At 64.3% G+C, this 19,936-nt stretch carries 9 protein-coding genes and 2 pseudogenes; 6 read left to right on the top strand and 5 right to left on the bottom strand.

Annotated features, from left to right (window positions below):
• Positions 1-88 precede the first annotated feature (88 nt).
• Positions 89-2,383 (top strand): hypothetical protein, encoded by a 2,295-nt coding sequence (locus E6G92_12520; protein TMJ20520.1) that lies wholly within the window; start codon positions 89-91, stop codon positions 2,381-2,383.
• Complete coding sequence (locus E6G92_12515; protein ID TMJ20519.1) at positions 2,380-8,712, top strand: DEAD/DEAH box helicase; 6,333 nt, start codon at positions 2,380-2,382, stop codon at positions 8,710-8,712. The genes E6G92_12520 and E6G92_12515 overlap by 4 nt, the downstream gene beginning before the upstream one ends.
• Here E6G92_12515 and E6G92_12510 read toward each other — a convergent pair.
• The 4 genes from E6G92_12510 to E6G92_12495 form a co-directional block, all read right to left on the bottom strand.
• Complete coding sequence (locus tag E6G92_12510; protein TMJ20518.1) at positions 8,699-9,397, bottom strand: hypothetical protein; 699 nt, start codon at positions 9,395-9,397, stop codon at positions 8,699-8,701. The two genes, E6G92_12515 and E6G92_12510, sit on opposite strands and share 14 nt — an antisense overlap.
• Positions 9,394-12,660 carry a hypothetical protein gene (locus tag E6G92_12505; GenBank protein TMJ20517.1) on the bottom strand — a complete coding sequence of 1,089 codons (3,267 nt, stop codon included), beginning with the start codon at positions 12,658-12,660 and terminating at the stop codon, positions 9,394-9,396. The genes E6G92_12510 and E6G92_12505 overlap by 4 nt, the downstream gene beginning before the upstream one ends.
• Positions 12,657-13,481 carry a hypothetical protein gene (locus tag E6G92_12500; protein TMJ20516.1) on the bottom strand — a complete coding sequence of 275 codons (825 nt, stop codon included), beginning with the start codon at positions 13,479-13,481 and terminating at the stop codon, positions 12,657-12,659. The genes E6G92_12505 and E6G92_12500 overlap by 4 nt, the downstream gene beginning before the upstream one ends.
• Positions 13,482-13,546: 65 nt before the next feature.
• A complete protein-coding gene (locus E6G92_12495) occupies positions 13,547-16,042 on the bottom strand; it encodes an ATP-dependent DNA helicase RecQ (GenBank protein ID TMJ20515.1) in 2,496 nt (831 codons plus the stop codon).
• A gap of 401 nt (positions 16,043-16,443) precedes the next feature.
• Between E6G92_12495 and E6G92_12490 the strand changes: the two are divergent.
• The 4 genes and pseudogenes from E6G92_12490 (at position 16,444) to E6G92_12475 (ending at position 18,853) form a co-directional block, all read left to right on the top strand.
• A pseudogene (locus E6G92_12490) lies at positions 16,444-16,678 on the top strand (hypothetical protein).
• Positions 16,679-16,690: 12 nt separating this feature from the next.
• On the top strand, positions 16,691-17,677 hold the full coding sequence (locus tag E6G92_12485) for a hypothetical protein (protein TMJ20514.1): 987 nt from the start codon (positions 16,691-16,693) through the stop codon (positions 17,675-17,677).
• Positions 17,674-18,465 (top strand): HAD family hydrolase, encoded by a 792-nt coding sequence (locus tag E6G92_12480; GenBank protein TMJ20513.1) that lies wholly within the window; start codon positions 17,674-17,676, stop codon positions 18,463-18,465. The genes E6G92_12485 and E6G92_12480 overlap by 4 nt, the downstream gene beginning before the upstream one ends.
• A 106-nt stretch (positions 18,466-18,571) precedes the next feature.
• Positions 18,572-18,853, top strand: a pseudogene (locus E6G92_12475) (IS6 family transposase).
• Positions 18,854-19,116: 263 nt separating this feature from the next.
• Here the strand turns inward: E6G92_12475 and E6G92_12470 are convergent.
• Positions 19,117-19,647 (bottom strand): GNAT family N-acetyltransferase, encoded by a 531-nt coding sequence (locus E6G92_12470; GenBank protein ID TMJ20512.1) that lies wholly within the window; start codon positions 19,645-19,647, stop codon positions 19,117-19,119.
• Positions 19,648-19,936 lie beyond the last annotated feature (289 nt).

Genomic DNA, 19,936 nt, shown 5'->3' with positions numbered 1-19,936 from the left:
GCGAGTTACCCGCCTAAATGGCCGCCTTCGCCGCCGGGCGCTATGCGGTTAGACTAAGGCTCAAAACGACTCGAAGAATGGCGAGGGCATGGCGAAAGGACTCAGTGGATCCACGATTAAATCGTGGTTCCAATATCGATGTGAGCGCAAGACTCGCTACGAAATCATGGAGCCCTCGGAACTCGCCGCGGTGCCAGTAGCAAAAGACGATCGGGAAAAGCCCTGGGCGGTTCTCGGCGTCGATTATGAAGAAAGGGTGGTCCGGCGTCTTGCCCGCGAGACCGGCGTGTTGCGACCCTCCCTTGGCGATACGGATGGCCTCCGCGACGACGTTGCCGCCGCCTTTCTCCGTGGCAGGGGCGCCGCGGAATATGCAGCCCAGCTAAAGCTTCGGCCACGAACTAGACCCGCATTTCTTTCCGGCAACCTCTCCTTAAGACGCAGTTTCGCGGATCTGGTCCGCCGCGACACCTCGCAGGGCAGTCCGGTCTTCCGCGTGATTGACATAAAGGCGACGCGAAGCGCCCGGGCATTCCATAAGACGCAGGTCGCTTTTTACGCATTGCTGCTCGAGGCTATCCTAAAGGAGAACGGAATCGCGGGGCGGGTCGATGCCTTCGGAGAGATCTGGCGCATTCCCGATGATGGCGATGCTGAAGGGGATCGGTGGCAGACCGACGTCTTCCTGCTTGAGCCCTATTCGAGGCTGGTCGCGGATTTCTGCGGCACTGTCCTCCCGCAGATCGCCGACAAGACTGTCGATCATCAGAAGGACGAAACCTTCTTTCACGTCTACTTCAAATGCGAGCAATGCAGCTATCTTCCGCATTGCATTCAAAAAGTCAGTGCCGATCGTCTGGCGCGGGATCGCGATGTCTCGGCCGTCGCTGGCCTCAGCCATGAAGCGAAACGCAGTCTGCGGCGTGTCGGCGTCTCGACTGTGGCACAGCTGGCCGAAATGGGTGCCGGCATCGGTCAAATGGACGGAGCCGGCTGGTCGCTCGCACGTAGGGCGGAGACGCTGATCGCGCGGGCCAAAGCGCTACGCGACGATGATATCGGGACAGGCCCCGAGCCGCACAGCTTCCTAATGCCTCCGCGCTGCGATGCGTGCCTGTATCTGATTGCCGATCATGATCCTGTCGACGACGGCCTGGTCACCCTGGGCTATCTTTATGTTCGGGGCGAAGAGCGGCGCGAAGTCATCGAGGTGCTCCCGAGCGCTGACCGGCAAGGCGAGGCCGATGCATTGGTACGGATCTTCGCGCAGTTGGTCGCCGATCTTACGGCAATCGATGCGCACAATGCCGCCCTTGCCGCCGATGACCCCGCCGCCCTCTTCGCGCATATCTTCCTGTACGAACCAGCTGAAGCGATGGCCCTGCAAGAAGCGGTAGGTCGACACCTCGATGATCCGCGCGTGCGGACCGGCCTGCTCGATATGGTTCGACTCTTCCCGCCGGACGAAGTCGTGCCGGAGCCCGAATTTCGCGGCATGCAGCATTTGCCGGCAACGGCGCTGCGCAGCGTTGTCGAGCAGTTGTTCGCAGTGCCGGTGACCGTGTCTTACGACCTTCGCCAGGTGTCGGGTGCGCTGGAAAGGGCGGGGAAGATTGCGCGTGCCTACGACCCCGCCGAGGCCTTCATTCGTCCCTTCTCGTCTTTGCTCTCGATCGAAGTGAGCCGCGCCTTGCGCGAGGGACGTCGGGGTAGCGTCGCCATCGACGAGGTCAGAGCCGACGTCTCGGATCGCCTTCGAACGACACATGACATTGCCGAGTGGTTGCGCGCGGAACATCGACGCCGCCTCGAAGCCACCGGCCAGCCCATGTTGCGGTTGAACAAGTCGCCCTTCCGACTGCAGGCGACCTTCAATCCGCTGGCGGCCGACGATCTCGACGTGCTGCGCGCATTCGAGTTGCTCGAAAACCGTTCCGGCTTGCTCGATGCGCTCATCAAGCTGGCCCAGCCCCCACGAGTCCGGCGAGATACGGGCCGGGCGATCGGCGCGATGCGTCTCATTGGCGCTTACCCAAGCCAGCGCAATGTGCTGATGCTATTCAAGATGCCACCCGACGCGATGGACGCCGATCTGTCCGCCGGGGCTTTCGGCCTCGTCCTGAGTGACGGAGAACCCGATTTCGTGCTGGAGCCGCGACAATGGCCCCGCCTCGCCTGCCAGATGCTCGATCCCAAGCCGCAGGACACGCCGGACTTGTTGCGCGTGCGCGTCTTCAAGGGCGTCTTCGATGGGCCGGCCTTCAAGGAGTTGATGCGTCGCGCAGGTAAAGATGACTGGTGGCTGGACCAGACCTTTGTCGATCTCAACTCAGCCAAGGCGGAGAACTACCTGACCTATCTAGCGGCAGGAGTTGCCGCATGAGCATTCGCGACGACATCCTGAGCTTCCTGCGCGATCCGGGCGCTTTCGCGGCCTCAGTCCTGGACAATGCGGTCTGGCTTGAAGGACTCGAGAGTGTCGCCCTGCCTTGGATCGCAGCCAATGGCGATCGAACCCTTCGCCCGGCTCAGGAAGCGGCCTGGCGCGGCCTGGCTGACCAACGTGCCGGGCTCGTCTTGGGCCCGCCTGGCACGGGAAAGACCCATCTTCTATCCTGGCTGATCGCCGCGCACGGGCCGGCGCGCTGCGCGGCGGACCTCTCCTCGCGCATTTTCGTGACGGCATTCACCAAGAATGCCGTCGGCAATGTGCTGGACGCCGTGGCCAAGCGTCAGGCATTACACGAGCCGGACGCGCCGCACCCGATCTACTATGGCGCGCCTCCAGCCAACGGTCTAGCTCCCGGCGTCGATTTGATGGATCGAGGCGACGAAGCCTCCCTGCTGCAGGCCTTGGCTGGTGGCCGCGTGGTCGTGGGAGCCACCATCTGGTCGCTCTATCGGCTGCTGGCGTCCGGGCTCGCCCCCGGTGCGGATGGTCCGACCGCGCCGCTCTTCGACCTCATCTGCATCGATGAAGCGTCGCAAATGGTGCTCGCCCACGGACTGATGGCATTGGGCGGTATGGCGCCGGGCTGCCGCGTCGTGGTGTCGGGAGACGATCAGCAATTGCCGCCAGTGCGCGCATCGCGCGAAATAAAGGTGGCGGACCGCGAGACGGGAGGCTCGCTTTATGCCTTCCTGAAATCGGCCGGGACAGCCGAATTCCCCTTGGAGGAGACTTTTCGGCTGAACGCGCCGCTCGCGGCCTTCCCGGAGCGCAAATTCTATCCAGGCCGTTACGTGTCGGCGGACCCGAAGGCGAAGCTCGCGCTCCGCGAGGATTGGCGAGACGGGCTCGACCTTATCACCCGCTCCGCGCTCGATCCCGCTTTCCCGATCGTCATCTTGCTGCACGACGGCCCGCCGGCGTCGACGGCGAACCCTCTCGAGGCCAATTTGGCGGCCCGACTTGCCCTCGCTTTGTCTGAACGCGTCGTCGACAAGGATGGCGAACCGATTGCGTCTCAGCACTTCTGGACCGAGGTCGCTGCGGTTGTCAGTCCTCACCGCGCGCAAAACGCGGCCATCCGCAATGCGCTGGCGGATCCGCTTAAGGCGGATGCCTTCGTAGAAACCGTCGACCGGATCCAGGGTAAGGAGCGCGATGCGGTCATCCTCTCCTATTGCGTCGCCGATCCGGAATTCGCCCTTGCGGAAGCTGGGTTCATCTTCTCCTCCGAGCGGCTCAACGTCGCCTCGACCCGCGCCCGCTCGAAGCTCGTTCTGATCATCAGCAAGAGGCTGTTGGAGGCCGTCCCGACGGAGCAGGACTTGATGGACAAGGCGGAGATCCTCCGGGAGTTCGTTTTCTCCTGCGAAGAAATGGCCGAAACCGAGATCGACGGGCCCGCAGGCCGCCGCGTTCGAGTCCAAATCCGCGCCCAAGGCTTTGAAGACGAGGCGGCCCAGCTAGACCTGACCGACGAGCCCGCGCCGGTCGAAGCCGACATCGAGATGACTCCCAAATTGCAGGGCGTGCTCGAGGCTATCCGCCGCGTCGCCGGGCAAGGTAGAATGCCGGGCGCCTCGCTTTCGCGCGTGAAACAAGCGCTCGCGCACACTTCCGAACCCTTTGCCGAAGCGCGCATCCTCCATCAGCTCGGCTGGGTTTCGCTTCAGCAGCGCGACGGGCAATATGGGCCATTCTGGCTCGCCATCCCGTTCGATCAGCCCCGCCGGGTCTATTCCATTGACATCGAGACCGTGCGCAGCCGGATCGCCGTCATCGTGCGCGAAGCCAAAACGGGCCGCCACGCTTTTTACGGCACAGTCCGCGACCGCTTCGCCTGGATGACGGCTGACAAGCAAGACGAGCTTCTCCCGGTCCTTCAGCAACTGAGCGAGGAAGGCCTTATCGTCTTCGACATGGCGGGCGGCCACATGACCGTGGCGTTGCCGCAGCAGCCTTCCGAGCCAGTCGAGCCCGACCTACTGGAGCCAGTTCCCGATCTCACCGATGAGGACTTTCATTTGCTCAATCGGCTCGAGGACCTGGAGGCAGCCCGGATCAATTTCGGCGTGGCCGAGACGTGGACCTCGATCGTCGAGTTGGCCCGCAATGTTGACCGCGACGTGGATGACGTTACCGAGGCGCTGGCCCGGTTGGAAGCCGCCGGTCATCTGATGTTGGCGCAAGATGCGCGGGTGCGCAGCCGGATCGCGGAACTGGCGCGCGAGCTTCGCCATGTGAAACAGCGGTTTCGCTCGGACGATGCCGATCGGCGGCCTTATTTGGTTCGCAGTCTCAAGATCGAGCTCAAGGATCGCGACAAGCCGAGCCGCAACCTCGCGCTCGCCAAAGTATTCGGCCGCGCGTCGGCGGAGGCCGACGAGCCACAGCAGGCCGCCCTCGCCGGTCTGGAGCGTGCGCTCCCCAACCTCTGGGGCGATGAGGCAGCATTGGCCGCATTCCAGGAAAAGGGACTGCGCGCGATCCTGGCCGCCTGGCGCGGCGATGGGACCGCAAACCTCGCCATCGCGGCCGATACCGGATCAGGTAAGACCGAAGCGGCTTGCCTGCCGCTGATCGCTGGCGCGCTCGCCGACAGAATAAGCGGGATAAAGGGTGTTCGGGCGATCCTCGCCTATCCGCGCATTCGGCTCGTCGCCAATCAGGCGCAGCGCTTGGCCACCTATCTGGCGGCTTGCGCGCAAGTCGGCGACCTGCCGCTCCTGACCATCGGTCTCCAGGTCAAGGATGTGCCTGACCGCTTTCCGGACATGCACGAGCGTTACGAAGCCATTTGGCCGCTCGCGGGCCCCAACGCTTACCGTTTTCCATTCTTCGCATGCCCGGTTTGCGGGGACCCGCTCAACCTCGCGCCTGGCGAAGGCCAGGACGGCGCCGATGCCTTGATCTGCGTTCGGAAGGACTGGCGCTTCGATGGGTGGATCGGATCTAAAGAAGGCTTGAGTCTAAATCCACCGGCTCTGTTCCTGCCGACCACGGACAGCCTTCATCAGTGGCTGCACGATCCTCGCTATGGCAGGCTTTTTGGCGACGACCCTGATTTCGCACCACCGCGCGCCCTGCTGGCCGACGAAATCCACCTCTACACCCATATCCATGGCGCCCAGGTCGGCTTGGCGCTGCGGCGTTTGGCCGCCCGTGCCAAGCTCAACGATCCCAAATCCCGCGAGATCGTCGCAATCGGCATGAGCGCGACGATTGGAGATCCGGCGCGCGCATGGGGCCGCCTGTTCGGCCGGGACGATGTCGAGGTCATTCGCCCGCGAACCAGTGAAACTGATCCCAATCCGCGCGGCCGCGAATATTTCCTGTTCGCCCAGCCGGAGGTGGAGTCGCGCGGCGCAGATATCGCCGGCGCCTCGACGACCATTCAGAATCTGATGTGCCTCGGTCATGGCATGCGCCGACGCACGGGCTCGGAAGGGGGCTATCGCGCGCTCGTCTTCTTCGATTCGATCGACAAGATGCGTCGGTTGCATGGCGCGTTTCTCGATGCGGAAGAGGGGCGCGAACTCGCCGCCTTCCGAATCACCGCCTTTGGTGACGATGCCCAAGGCGCGCCGCAAGCCGAATGCTGTCGCGAGCCCATCGGCTGCGATCGCTTCCGTGACGGCGAATGTTGGTGGTTCGCGGCTAACGATAAGCGCCAATGTGGCGCGCGCGGTCGCCGCCTAGCAGGTTCGCCGCTGATCGTCGCGCGCACGCCCATCTATTCCGGCACCAGCGGCGATGCGGAAGCCCTGGTGAAAGGCGCCGACATCGTCTTTGCCACGTCCTCTCTCGAGGTCGGCTATGACGATCCCGACATCACCTTGGTCTACCAGCACTACGCGCCGCAGAACTTGGCGAGCTTCATTCAGCGTAAGGGGCGTGGCGGTCGCGGGGTCGACGACCGACCGCTTACCGCGGTGACATTGTCGATCTATTCTCCCCGTGACACGTGGTGGTTCCGCCAGCCCTGGGAGATGGTTTCGCCGACCAACTTCGAGGCGCCGCTCAATCCGGACAACGCTTTTGTCAGGCGGGGCCAGGCGCTCTCGGCGCTGCTCGATGGGTTGGCGCGCCAGGCCTTTTCCGATGGCGACATTTTGGGGCGCGACGGACAGCCTGGCCAATCGGCCTTGGCGCAGGCAAGCCCGCTTGTCGAAGCCGCGCTGGGAACCGGAATCTGGCAAGAACTGGGCTTCAACGACATCCATCAGTTTTGGGCCGAGGCCTACAAAGCACGAACCGATCAGGCCCCCGCCCGCTATTTCAGCCAGCTTCGGCTAAACCTCTCCTGGGCGCCCAATCTGCTCTTTGATACGATCAATCTGCCCGCGCTATCGGTCCGCGGCCCCGACGTGTCGGGTGGGGAGAGGGAAGATATTAGTCTCGCGTTCGCCACGGTCGCGCCGGGCAATGCGACCCGTCGATACGACGCGGCGGTCCTGCACTGGCGCCCGCCGGCGGAAGGCCACGCGCCATGGCTGACAAAGGAGGATTACCGCGTGGCTCAACGCGATCCGCTTCGCGCCACAAGTGCGGAATTGCTTGTCGACTTGCCGTCGGAGGCTCGCGAAGCCCTCGCCGACCTGCACGAAGATCTGTGCCGGCCAACCCAGGTGACCCTCGAACGTATGGGGTGGATGGCAGGCGCGCATTGGACTGGTGAACTGGGTTACACGGCCGGCGAAACCAATCCGATCGCGCCGCTGCGCGACGGTGCGAGCGAAATCAGGCACGATAGCCGCGGCGAGTTGCGCGGTTTCCTTCTGGTTTCGGCGCAGCAAAGTGGGCGCGCATTGGATTGTACGCCGCTCAACGGAGCAGTCACCGAGATCAACGCTTATGCCGGCAGCGGCGCCCAGATGATGGCGACGGGCCTGAATGTCGCGCGTGTCTACTGGGGCGCCGACGCGGAGGTCCGGCTGAATGTGGTCGGCAGTGACCCTGTGCCATTCTCGCAAACATTCGTGGCGCCCACGAGCGGACGCCCGTTGCTCCACGGCTATCAGGTCGAAACCGAGGGCCTGCGCTTTCAGGTCGACAGCGCGGCCCTCGACGCCTGCATCGCCGAAGAGGTGGCGGCAATGGAAGGCGATGAGCGCCTTCGCAAATGGCGCGCCGCCCAATTCACGCGTTATCTTGTCGAGAGCCGCGCGCGAGGACTTGGCCTGAATTCCTATGAGGCCAAGCGGGGCGCCGACCTTCTCGTTACGGCGGCCGGCCAGCCCGAATTGCGTAGCAGGCTCAACCATCTCCTAAAATTCTGGTCGAACGAGGAACTGGCGACTTTGCTCGAAGACACGCGCGCCCGCCTTCTTCATCAGCATCCGTTGATGACCGAGGCGCGCGTGCAAAGAACCGCGCGCACCTTGTCGGGGGAGCCCTTCCAGCGACTGATCCGCGATGCGCTGAAGGAGGTTGGCGATGCGCGGAGCATGGCAGGCTATTTGCGCAGCCTTATCCTTCATAGCTTGGCCGTGCGCGTGAAAGCGTGGGTCGCCCATGTCGGCCAGGGCGACGAGCAGCGCCTATTCGCCCACGTCAAACTGCCTATCCAGTTCGGCGAGGACGCCGAAGACATCATCACGATCTGCGAAGCTGGAGCCCATGGCGACGGCACCATCCGCAGCTTGATCGATCGGTGGACCGAAGCGCTGGCTTTATGGACGCGCGGCTTTGTCGGCGCCTGTCCGAATGCCGAGGAGGACGCGATTGTTCGTCGGTTCTGGACACTCGAGGAGCGCCATGCGGATTGGCGCGCAAGGGATCCGCATGACCCCAAGGCACTTGCCGCCATCGCAGCGGAGTTGATGCCGGACCAGCCGGACCGAGCGGTCCCCGCGCCCTTGCTGCGGATTCTCTATGATGTGGAATCGATCGAAGCGGAGTCTTTCGAACTCTACGACGTGGCGCGGGCCCTCGAGGACGTGCGCGCCGACGCCGAGGCGCGTGCCGGACGAGCGGTGCTCGATTGGGAATTGGCGACCGCGGCCGTTGGCGCGGCGACCGATGGCCAGTCCCCCATCTTGCAGCGCCTGCTCGCCAGCTATGCCGGGGTGGACGCCAATCTGGACGGCTCACTGGCTCCGGAAGCCCGCCTGGCCGAACAGGCTTTCCGGCTCACCGCTCCGCTTTGTATCGACGGTTGCCGCGGCTGCGTTCAGCAGGACAGCGACCTCATGAACGATTCACTCACGGCCTCGAGCGTGAGCCGGCAGTTGCTCCAAGGCTTCCTCGCTAGCGTGGATTGATCCCGAGTCGATCGAGTGCGTGGTGGGCTTCTAGCCATTCGTGCACCTTGACGGTCACCATCGCCAGCGTTGCGCGTTTCTCCGCCAACGCGTTGATGAATTCACCAACCTCGTCGTCTCCGATTTCCGAAGCGCGCTCCGCCTGCAGCATCTCAAGTTCGGAGAGCAATTCGCGCACGCTCTTTAGGAGGTCGGCAACCGAGCCTAGGTTGAGGGCCGCCTGACCCTTGCGTCCGCATTCCGCCAGGCGACCGCCAAGATCGTTGCGCACATTCATCGAGCTCAAGAGCTGGCCGAGGCCGACCAACGGCTGAAACTTGTCCGCAAAGACGGCCCTCCAGCGCTCGCGAAGCTGCCGGTCGAGCGCGGAGATCGCCGGCGGAAGAGTATGCTCATATTCATAGACCGCGGCGCGCAGCGTCTCTTCAGTCTCAGCCGCTTCGAGCTGCTCGCCGACTTCGCACGCCGTTTCAACCATCTCGTCGAGCACCACGCGCTGCTCGGCGGTGGCGCCAAATTCGGTGATGCGGGCCAATTCGACCAGCGCCGCCATCCGCCCGGCTTGATGTTCGGCGTTGCGCAGCGCCAGGACGGCTTGGCTGAGCCGCTCACCCAATTTACGCCGCTGGACGGCATCGGGGAGTTTCTGCAGCAAGCTTTCGGCGTCATCGAGGAGGTCGGTCATGCGACCGTCCCCTCGGTTCGCGCGCCAACGGCGACCTGGAGCGCATTGCCGGCCGCCCTGACTTGCGCCAGTGAGCCGGTGCCGCTCGCTTCGTGCACGCAGTCGCGGGCATGCTCCAGCAAAGCCTCGACGACTTTCTCACCCAGTTGCGCGGCGAAGAGCAGCTCCTCGAGATCGCGCGCCGGCGCGCTCGCCAGCCAGCTGAGCTTGAGCGGCATCTTGGGCGGAACCTCGTCCGCTTCGAGGGCGAGGATCAAATTCTCGGCTCGCCTCCCAGCCCCATCTTCGAGCCGGGCCTGCAGGCTCGTGTAGGTCATCCGCCAATTCGTGACCCGGTCCGCGGCGGCGGTCGGAAGCAGATCGGAGATTCCGATAATACAAAGGTCGAGCCGTTCCAGATGCGCGGCGACGCTCTTGTTGCGCAACAGATCGCCAAGCGCCTGCGCGCGATTGCTGAGTTGGCCAAATTCCGTTCGCTCGATCTGCGAGCGCCTGTCGCGCCACATCTGGGCGAGCTCGCGCGCCCGGCGGAAGGGCTCCGGAAGACGCCCGTCGCTGTCGGGAAACGGGTCGAAACTCGCGGTCTCGCGAAACCGTACGATCGCGCCGGCGAGCTCACTCGAATCGGTAAGCGGGGCACCGCCGCTGCCGTCCGAAATGGCAAGGCCGACCATGGTGCGCAAATGGGTGCGCAGCGGATCTTGGGCTTTGTTGGTCGCGTTGAGCCAATCCTGCCATGGCGTGCTGCGACCGGCGACGTCGCTTTCCGGACCTGTCTCATCGCTCAGCACCGCGCGGATCTGTTCGACGATGGGGGCGTCGGCAGTGGTTGCGCCGCGAAGCCAGGCCCGCGCGAGAAGGATTTGGGCGAACGTTGTGACCGGCGACCAGCGTGCCCCATCGGCAACGGTGGGAACCCGTCGATCGAGATATTGCGCTGCGCTGCGCTGAAGTCCTCGCATCATCGCCGCGAGGTTGCGCCGGTGGAAATCGGCCTCGTCTCCCGACGTGCGGCCGTCCGCGCGCAGTGAGAGATAGGCTTCGAGCCCGTTGCGCACCCAAGGCTCGGCATCGATCACAAGATAGTCGCGTGCGCCGCTCGTGCTCCCCTGGAGCTTGACCATTTCCGACGTGATCACTCGCTTGACCAATGCCGCAGGAGCGCCCAGCCGCCGCGCGTCGATGCCGTCGATGAGCGCATAAAGGAGTTGATTCCAGCGGCTTGGATTGTCGATCGTGCCGCCTGCCGCCCAACTGCGAATCTGCTCGCGCAATTGCTCGAGCTCGCTCTTGTTCGGGGTCAGCCGCTTCGGTTTGGGTGCCCTGGCCAATGGTTGCACCGGTCGGGGCGCGTCCGGCCGACCCGGAACGGGCGTATCCGGCGCCGTCTCTTCTTCCGGGTCCTGCAATTCCGGCAGGACCGGCTGGTTCTCCGCCGGCGGGGGAGCCGTTGCGCTTGTCGCTTCGCTAGTGACTGTGTCGCCTCCCAGCCAAGGGAGGCCGAACGCTTCGTAGAGCCCTCGTCGGGCGCCGGCAAAGGCGAACTCCCCATCAACCAAAGTGGTGTCGGTGCGTTCTGGGTCGGCCCAATAGCTGAGCACGCGGCGCATGCGCGCCTGCTCCGGTCCGCTGTCGATACGATTGGCCACGAATTGCTCGAGGCGATTGGACAGCGCGAAATTGGATCGGCGATCCTGACGAAACACGTCGGGCTCGACCGTCGCGGTTGGATAGGTGCCCGCCGCCAGCGTGTCGGGCCGGATCAGATTGGGATTGAGGATCGCCTGTAGAATGCCACGCGGCGTCTTCCAGGTCTGACCATTGTCGTTCTCCTTCAACGCCTCGAAGAAGCGGTCGAGGGCGTGAGCGGTGAATGGGAACAGTCCGACACCATGTTCGGCGCCGAACGTCGCAAAGCACGCGTCCTGCCTTGGACAGGCGTCGCAAGGGTTGGGCGGCGGCGCATCTTCACCGCTGCGATTGGCAAGGAGCCAAGCTTCGAGCGCTGCTGGCCCCGCGCGCACCGCGGCAAGATAGCGCGTCGCAAACTGCCGCCGGATCTCGCTGTCGCGCAGCGTCGCCACGTCCTGAAGCCCGCCCGTCGAATGGCCGAGCCAAATCTCGTGGGTGATGCGCTGTTTGTAATTGGCGGCGAGCTTTTCATAGTAAGCCGGCGTTACGCCCACGACGGAGATGAGCGGGCACACATCCTTGTCCTGGTCGCCCTTGGCGCCGGCATTGAAGACGAGCACGTCGATGAGGCTGTCGTCTAGGCCCTCCCAGGAGGTGATATCCTCGAGCAGCAACACCAGCCGTCCGCCGCGCTCGGCAAGGGCTTCGCGGACCTGGCGAAACAGCGTCTTGAGCCCTTGCGCCGAAACGCCGAGGACGTTCTGGATCGCGTCATTGCGCCGGCGGTTCAACGCGTCGATCAGCCTGAGGCTCGTCTCGAACCGGTCCGGATATTCTTGCGCGAGCTCATCCGGCAACCAGTCCTGCTCACGAAAGGCTCGGATGTCCTCGGCCTCTCGCACAAGTTTGCGAGCAAGCGCCTGTGAGTGCGCGATCGCGGCCGAGCCATTGAGGGGAGCGGCGAGTGCGGCGAGTTCGTCGATGTCGTAGAGATCGAAGGAGGCCGTGGCCGAATTGCGGTCGCCACCGGCGCCCTCGAGCAGATTGAGGATGCGCGACGGCGCTTTCCAATTGGCGCGGATCGCCGGAGTCCCGAGAAGTTCGGCCGGGTGATATTGCCGGCACCAGCCCTCGTCCGGGAGCGGCTCGTCGAAATGGCCGGGCTCGAGCGTGTTGACCAGCGTGCTCAGGAAGATGTTCGCCCGTCCCTGTGACGACGCACGCTGGCGTTGGCCGAGATTGTCGAATAGCGGCAGAAACTCTTCGGGCAGCCGGTCCTTGAGCTGGCCCAAAGCGCCTTCAAGGCTGCCGTCGACCCGTCGCAGCAGGAGCTTGATGTCGTTGGCGTGTGGCCAATTGACCGACAACCAGCGAATGAGATGCGACTTTCCGGAGCCAGGTTCGCCTTGGACCACGCAAAAGGCGTGTTGGCGGGTCTCGTCCGACAAGGTGTCGAGCACCGCCTGCTCGTCGGATCCGGCAAACTCCCCCGCATCGCGTCCGGCAACATCGAAGCCTTCGATCGGCGTATGCGTCGCAAGAAAGATCGCGTCATTGCCTTCGAGCGCCTCGGTCACGAAGATCGACCGGGCATCGTCGGCGCGCCAACAGGCGGAGACCGGCCCGGTCATGAGCTCGTCTCTGGAAAGATTTTCACTGCGGTGAAGGCCTGCATGGCATGGGCGGGGTCGGGCGCGAGCCGCACATGCGTCGACGCGTCGCCGCTCAAGCGCAGCTTGACGGTGTCGTCGTCATGAAGATCGCGAAGCGCGACGCTGAGCAGCGGAGAGAGTTGGCGCTGCAAGGATTGATGGCCGATGCGCTGACATGCCTGGATGAAAAGGCGGCCACGGTCGAGATAGGGCATTCGGCCCGCTAACAGGGTCAGGAACGCCTCTGCGGTGAGCTCGCTTCCCGGTTCGATCCCCGCGCGCTCGAGTTCGCGCGCAATCCGCACCGTTGGCGTTGGAAAGTCGGGCGTGTTGGTGAGCGGGAGAGTTGCGCCCAGGCCCAGGAAATTGAGCCAGCGGCGCCATGGCACGACCTTGGTCGTGTTCATCAGGCGCCCATCCTCGTCCTCGCCGACCAATGACTTATTGGCCTCATCAGCAAATTGGTCGCGACCCCAGTCGTAAATCCAGCCAAGGCCCTTTTGCCGATCGCTCTCGGCCGCCACCCAGGCATAAGCATCGAGGATCGCGCAATCGCTATTCCCGGACGGCAGCGCGGCCAGCCGGTCATGAACATGGTCGGCAAGCGCCGCATAGTCGGCGATCGCGACACCCTCTCCGAGCACTGCCTTGTCGCGGCCCGACTGGACGAGGCCGAGGCTCGATGCCGCGCCCAGGGCATTGGCCGCGAGCGTGTCCTTGGCGCGGATCTCGGCGCCATCCTTCACATAGCCGGGATTGATCAGTGCATCGAAGGTCGCGCGATCGGTCTCGCCGCCCAAGGCCTGGAGACCGGCGACCAGCGACCAGACGCGCTCGGGCGTCCCTTGGGGGCTCGATAACACGCTCATGCGAGCGCCCGCGGATCGGCAGCGACTTCTCGCAGCGTGGCTTCGGAATAAGGCGCGTGCCGCGACACCGTCTGGTCAAGCCTGCGGCCGCGAACAAGGCGCTCCGGACGGCCCACCACTAGCAGGGGTACCGTCGCCTCGCGCCCGAAGCTGGCCACGCGGTCGAGCATCGTCTCGGCAATCCAATTCTCCTCAGGAAGGAGCACCGCACTCGGCAGATGCGCGAGCTTTGCATCGCCTGACCACTCGCGCATATCCATCACAAGTCCCAGCCGTGCCGATGTGCCGGCCATGAGTTGGGCGGCGGCATGCGCCAGGGTCTGGGGCACGACAATCTGCTCCACCCCTACCGCCGTCAACGTCTCGATCAGCTTTGAAAAGCCGCGCTCGAAATGCGGATCGGTCGGTGTCATCAGCAAAATCTCCGCGGGCAGAGCGGTTCTTGCCGGGCCGGAAGTTTGCCAGACCTTCTCGAGCCCGGCGGAACTAAGCCGTGCTGGCGGAGCGATACCCATCGCGCGGCAGGCAGGACAGCGCCCGCAGGGCGGTGCATAGGAATTCGGTTCGATAAGTTCGAAGGCTGTGCGCGTGATGCACGCCTTCTCGGGGTGGCGCATAGCGTCGACGAAGACGTCAAGACCGGCGCGAACTTCGCCGATCTCCGCATCGCGCACCGCGCTGATCCGATTCCAGATCTCGTCGGCAACGCCCTCCATCAGTCGAGGGTCACGCACCTCGACGTCCCAGACGAACTCGGACTGATCACCTTCGGCCGCGACGGAGAGAACCTGCAGCACGCCCGCACGCTGCATTAAGGTGATCAATGTCATGTTCCAACCGCGATTCCAGTCGCCGGCTTTTGGGCGGAGGCCTTCGCGGAACGCGTCCAGATTCAGCGACATGATGCGGCGGGCGCCCTCCCAACGATGATCGCTCGCGGCCTTCAACAGCCCCAACCAGCGCTCCTCGGCGAGTTCGCGGCTCAGCCAGCCCGAGGTCGCTAGGCTATAAGCCTGCCTCACATCGTCGTCGTCACCGCCTGAGGTGAACAGGCACGCGGCGAGCCCCTGCCCGCCATCCCGCGAGGCACGGCCAATCTCCTGATACCAGCGCGCCGGGCCTTCCGGGAGGCAGGCGTGTACGATCGATCGAACATCGGCCTTGTCGATGCCCATGCCGAACGCCGAGGTCGCCACCACGATGTCATACTCGTCTTCGGCCCAGCCTTCGACGATCTGCTTGCGCTCATGGGCGCCGGTGTCGCCGGTAAACAAGGCGAACCGGCCATAGCCAAGTTCGGTGCGCAAGCGTGCGCATAATGTTGCCGCGTCATCGATCTTGGTCGTGTAGACAATGAGCGGGCGCGGCGCGCGATCGATCACATGGTCGAGCGCGGCCTGGCGCTGTCGATCCCATCCGAATTGTCCGATCACGACATCATGCTCGAAACGTGGCGTGCGGGCATCGACCTCCAGCCAGGCGCCGTCGAACCTCCAGCTGTCGCGCAGTATGCGGCGAGAGGTATCCGACAATGTCGCGGACAGCAGCACCGCGCGCAGATCGGGGTTTATGCCCCGGAGCCTGGCGAGCAAAGCCGGCAGTCGCTGGAAATCCGGGCGGAAGCTGCGTCCCCAAGTCTCGATGATATGCGCTTCGTCGACGAACATATGGGTGAGGCGCGCCTCAAGGCCATATTCGACTGGATGGGGCGCGGCCGCCTCCATCAGGTACGCCTGGGTAGCCGGAGCGAACGCCTTTTCGGGCGAGAGCAGCAGGATGGGCACCTCGCCGCGGCGAAAACCGTTGATGATCGCCTGGGCTTCGGTCGGCGACGTATCGCCCACAAGCGCGCGGCTGCCTTCAAGGCCTGGCAGGCCGGAGAGCGTACGAGCATGATCGAGCGCGAGAGCGATCGTTGGGGTGATGACGATCGCGCAGGCACCCGGCAACGTTTCGCGCTCAAAGGCCGCGGCAATCTGGAAGAGGAGGCTCTTGCCCGAGCCGGTCGGCATACTGACCATGAGACCCGAGCCCGGCGGCTGGGTGAGGAGGGCGCGAACCGCCGCTTTCTGCGTCGCCGTTCGATAGCGCCCATGGTTCGTTAGCCGCAGCAGGACTGCATCGGGAGAGGCGGGTTCGTAGATCTGCCGCGGCCGACTGTCAAAGACGAGTGCGGCGGGCAGTCCCGCGACGGTGGGTAGATCTTCCTCGTTCACAACCCGGATGGCCTTGCTCTCATTGGTCAGCGCGAGACCAAAGCGATCCAACAAGTCCGATTCAGCCTCTGACAGCCCAATATCTCTCGCCTGCAGATCGAGGCGCCCACCCAGCAACCGCGCCAATGAGCGAATAAGTGCGATCCGATCCGCCGGCGCTGTAGCCGCGAGCAGTGCGGTCTCGGTTCGTTGGATGGCCGCGACCACCCAGTCAGTATCACCAGCTGGAGGGCCGAACGGCTCAATGCTGGCGGAAGCGGATTTCAAAGTGACCAAACCCCATCTTCATCATGCCCCCGTCAAACCATAGCTGCCCTTTGCTAGACGTAGAACAATATAAGTTGGGTAGTGGCCGCTTGGTGGGATGGCGCCGCTTCGTTGGCGCTTGGCCTAAGCGGCTTGGGAGAGCGCGCCATGTGCGCGGCCTTCGAACGCGGCCGATGCGAGCATTGTCAGGTCAACTGCGCTCGAGCCCAGGGTGGCCGTACCCGCGTCTGACTTCCCTCACCCTCCCTCCCCTCGGGCGCCCACTGTGCCGAATTCATTCGCCAGGATAGCGATCTGGGTCCCACCAACTCGCTTGAGGGCAGGGAGGGGCACAGCCTCAAAAAATCCGAGACTCAGTACAAAGGTTCCGAAAGTGCTCTGGGCCATCGGCCGCTTCGCCCTATCTCGGGATGGACCAGCGCTTCGTCCTCGACACCCCGCTGATGTGGCGCGACAAGGCGGCGACCTGGGGCCTCGCCGCCCGCCTCGGCGGCGAGCCACTCGTCGAATTGATCGCCGAACACAGCCATACCTGCTATGTAGGCGCTCGCGCGCGGCGAGCATGACTGGGGCTATGGCTGCGATGCCTGTCCGGCCTGTGAATTGCGAGCGAAGGGCTATAGACGGTTTCGAAATCACTTGTGAGGCGGTAGCGCCATGAGCGACGGGCGGCCCCCGACAACCGAGCAACCGCAGCCGAGCGGCGAGGGCAGCGCCACCGGGCTCGGAATCTTCCGGGCCGCCTGGCATGCGCTTTGGAGCCACCCGCTCGACTATCATCCCCGCGTGGCCGCCGGCGGCGGCACCGAGACGCTGACGACAGCCGCGATGCTCGCAGAGATGGGCGTTGCCGCGTCGTCCTGGGAGAAACTCTCCCTCACCGACGAGCACCTGGCGCTGGCACGCCAGTCGCTCGATGAGGTCAAGGCCCAGACCGAGTACCAGGATCAGAAAGCGACCCGCCTGCTGACCGTAACCACCTTCCTTACCGCGCTTTCGGGCGTGTTCTTCACGCGCTTCAGCGATGCCTACCCGCTCGGCAGCGTGTTCGGTCAGGTCTGGTGGCATGCGGCGCTTATTCTCCTCAGCTTCCTCGCCTTCGCGCTGTTCGTGCTGGCGGCCTTGTTCGGGGCGCTGGTCACCTTCCATGCGACCCGCACCCGCTTCAAATATGGGGACATCAAAGAGCCGGCCGCCGACGAGGGCAACCCCAAGTCCCGCCTGTTCTACGGGCCGATCCTCGGCGTCCGCCCCCGCGCCTGGGTCAATTCCTTCGTAACCTGCCCGAACGCCGGTGCCCAAGACGCTCCCGCGGTCCACGCCGCACTTGGGCAGCGCTATTTCCGCGACCTGGTGCTTGAAACCTATCTGATCGCCGCCAAGACGGCCGACAAGCTCCGCTATCTGGGCCCCGCCCAAAGCCTGCTTGCCTTGTCGCTGCGCCTGCTGGTCGCCTGGCTGATCCTTATGACCCTCGTCGGTCTCGCTATTTCCCCAACCCGACCGTCCGAGCAGCCGCAGGTGAGCCTCGAGCAGCCGAAAGATGCGCGCCCGCTCCGGGTCGAAGTGACCCGGCCGACCGCCCCGCGCGCGAGTGGTAACCGGGAGCCACAACCGCGCCCGCCCGCCGGCGCTGAGCGATGAATGGACGTCCCGCCCCACGCGCAACCGTCTTCGTCGATGCCGACAACACCCTTTGGGAGACCGACAGCGTTTTCGCGGCCGCGCAGCTCAATCTGCTCGAGGGAGTTGAGACCCTGCTCAACAGGAAGGCGTCCGCCGCCGACCGGCTCGCCTTCGTGCGGTCAGTGGACCAACGCCTTGCGCAAAAGCACCATGACGGCTTGCGCTATCCACCGAGATTGCTGGTGCGAGGCATCGCCATCGCTTTGGACGGCATGGGCGCCGAACGCGCGGTCAAAGCCGCATGGCTGGGCAGCGCCTCCTCGCCGCTCCCGGAAGCCCGCGAGGCCGAGGTCGAACGGAACTTCTTCGGCGATATCGCGACGCTGCCTGAACCCAGACCGGGCGTGCTCGAGGGGCTCGATGCACTTCAGGATGCCGGCTGCCTGGTCCTCGTCGTGACCGAGGCGGCGAGCCGCAAGACCGAGGAGATCGCGGCGAAGCTGGGAATGGCGGACCATTTCGACCGCGTTGTCGAAGGCCGCAAGCGGCCCGCCCTCTATCAGCGAATCGTTCGGCTCGCCGGGACGCCCGACCGCTCCTTCATGGTCGGGGACCAACTTGACCGCGATATCGCGCCGGCCAAGGCGGCGGGTCTCGAAACAATCTACTATCCGGGCAACTTCAAGCCGCGCTGGCAGTTGGACGAGGACGCGGGCGCTCCTGATCACCGGATTTCGAGCTTCGCCGAGGTTCCGGGCATTGTCCTCGCACCGAGCCGGGTCGCGCGCGTCGCCGGCCGAAGGTGACAGCCGACGGCCCGGTAACATGGAAATCAGCGGCGGGCGGCAAGCTCTGTCGGAGCCTTGTCAGACGAATCTCGCATTCCGGCTGCCCCGCTGTTAGCGGGCGCGAATGACCAAATCCGACAGCCCGTTTCGTTGCTTCAACTCGTCGCCCGAGGTGATCCGCTTGGTGGTGCTGATGTACGTCCGCTTCCCGCTGTCGCTGCGGAACGTGGAGGACCTCCTGTTCGAACGTGGGATCGACATTTGCCACGAGACGGTGCGCTTCTGGTGGAACCGCTTCGGCCCGATGTTCGCCGGCGACATCCGCCGCCAGCGTGTCGGCCGGATGAAGGGCTTCCGCCATTGGCGATGGCGCCCCGACGAGATGTACGTGAAGATCGGTGGCGAGATGCGATAGGGGTGGCGGGCGGGCGAAGTCTTGCATCGCATGGATTTAGCCGCAGGATTTTACATAACATTCCATGCCGGCGTCTCGACGGGTATTTCGGGCGTTTGAATCGCACGAGACCGACCTGCTCGCAGGCTGGTCTAGCTCCGTCCGGATCTGATTGTGACCCGCTCGAACTAGGCGGTCGCTAGGGGAGCGCGCGAGTGTCCGATGACCGCAGCTCTCGAGAGTGAGACGGGATCTGAACCGTTCATGCGTGCGCTCTACCGCGATTCGGCGCGCCATATCATGGCAGTTCTTCGACTTGGGTCACGAAAGATTGCACATTCGGCCGCGATGACATCCCGCAGATGTGCCGGGCAACTCGCGTATTCAATGGCTTCGAATCCGAGCGCTCTATAAAAACCCAGGTTGGACGGCAGGAGTCTGTCCGTAGTGAGGGTAATCCCTTCGAGGGACCGTGTGACGCATTCCTTCTTTGCGGCGTCAATCAATGCGGTGCCCAGTCCTCTGCGCCGAAGGCGGCGCTCTACTGCGACTTCTTCGATGTGCAGGTAATTCCCAGTCTGTGTTGCAGCGAGGTAGGCTTTTGCAGAACCGGGGGCTCCCCCCTCGACGCCGAACAGCAGCCCGGCGCCCGACGACCCCTCAAGGATCTCCTGCAACATTCCTTCAGGGCGCGGCCCCGTCGTCACGCTTCCCCGCTGAGCAAGATCGGCGAGGGCTTGTCCGTCGATCGTGCTCAGCGCCTTGAAGTGCGCGCTGACGAGTTGGCTCACAGGATAGGTTGTCAATCGCAGTCTCCTCCCGCGAGATCTTTGGATGAGCGTTGATGCCCTCGTAGCCTAAGGGCGATGGCTCTGGCGAGGTAGACGCGAGTGACGAGACCCGGGATTGGCCGGCCACATTTGACTCAGGCCCCGCACCAGGACTTCTGCCTCGGCGCGGACCACGCTGGAAAGCCTCTCGATTGATCCCGCGAGCCTTCGTTCGTGTACATTTTCGCCCCTCGCCGTCCGCCCTTCGATTGGAAGGATCCTCTAGGTTGCTCACCGGACGATCGTGTTCCTTCGATAGGGATGC

This window comes from Alphaproteobacteria bacterium (assembly GCA_005883305.1).
GTDB lineage: Bacteria > Pseudomonadota > Alphaproteobacteria > Sphingomonadales > Sphingomonadaceae > Allosphingosinicella.
The sequence above is the reverse complement of the archived record's forward strand: the minus strand, read 5'-3'. Positions and strand labels throughout refer to the sequence as shown.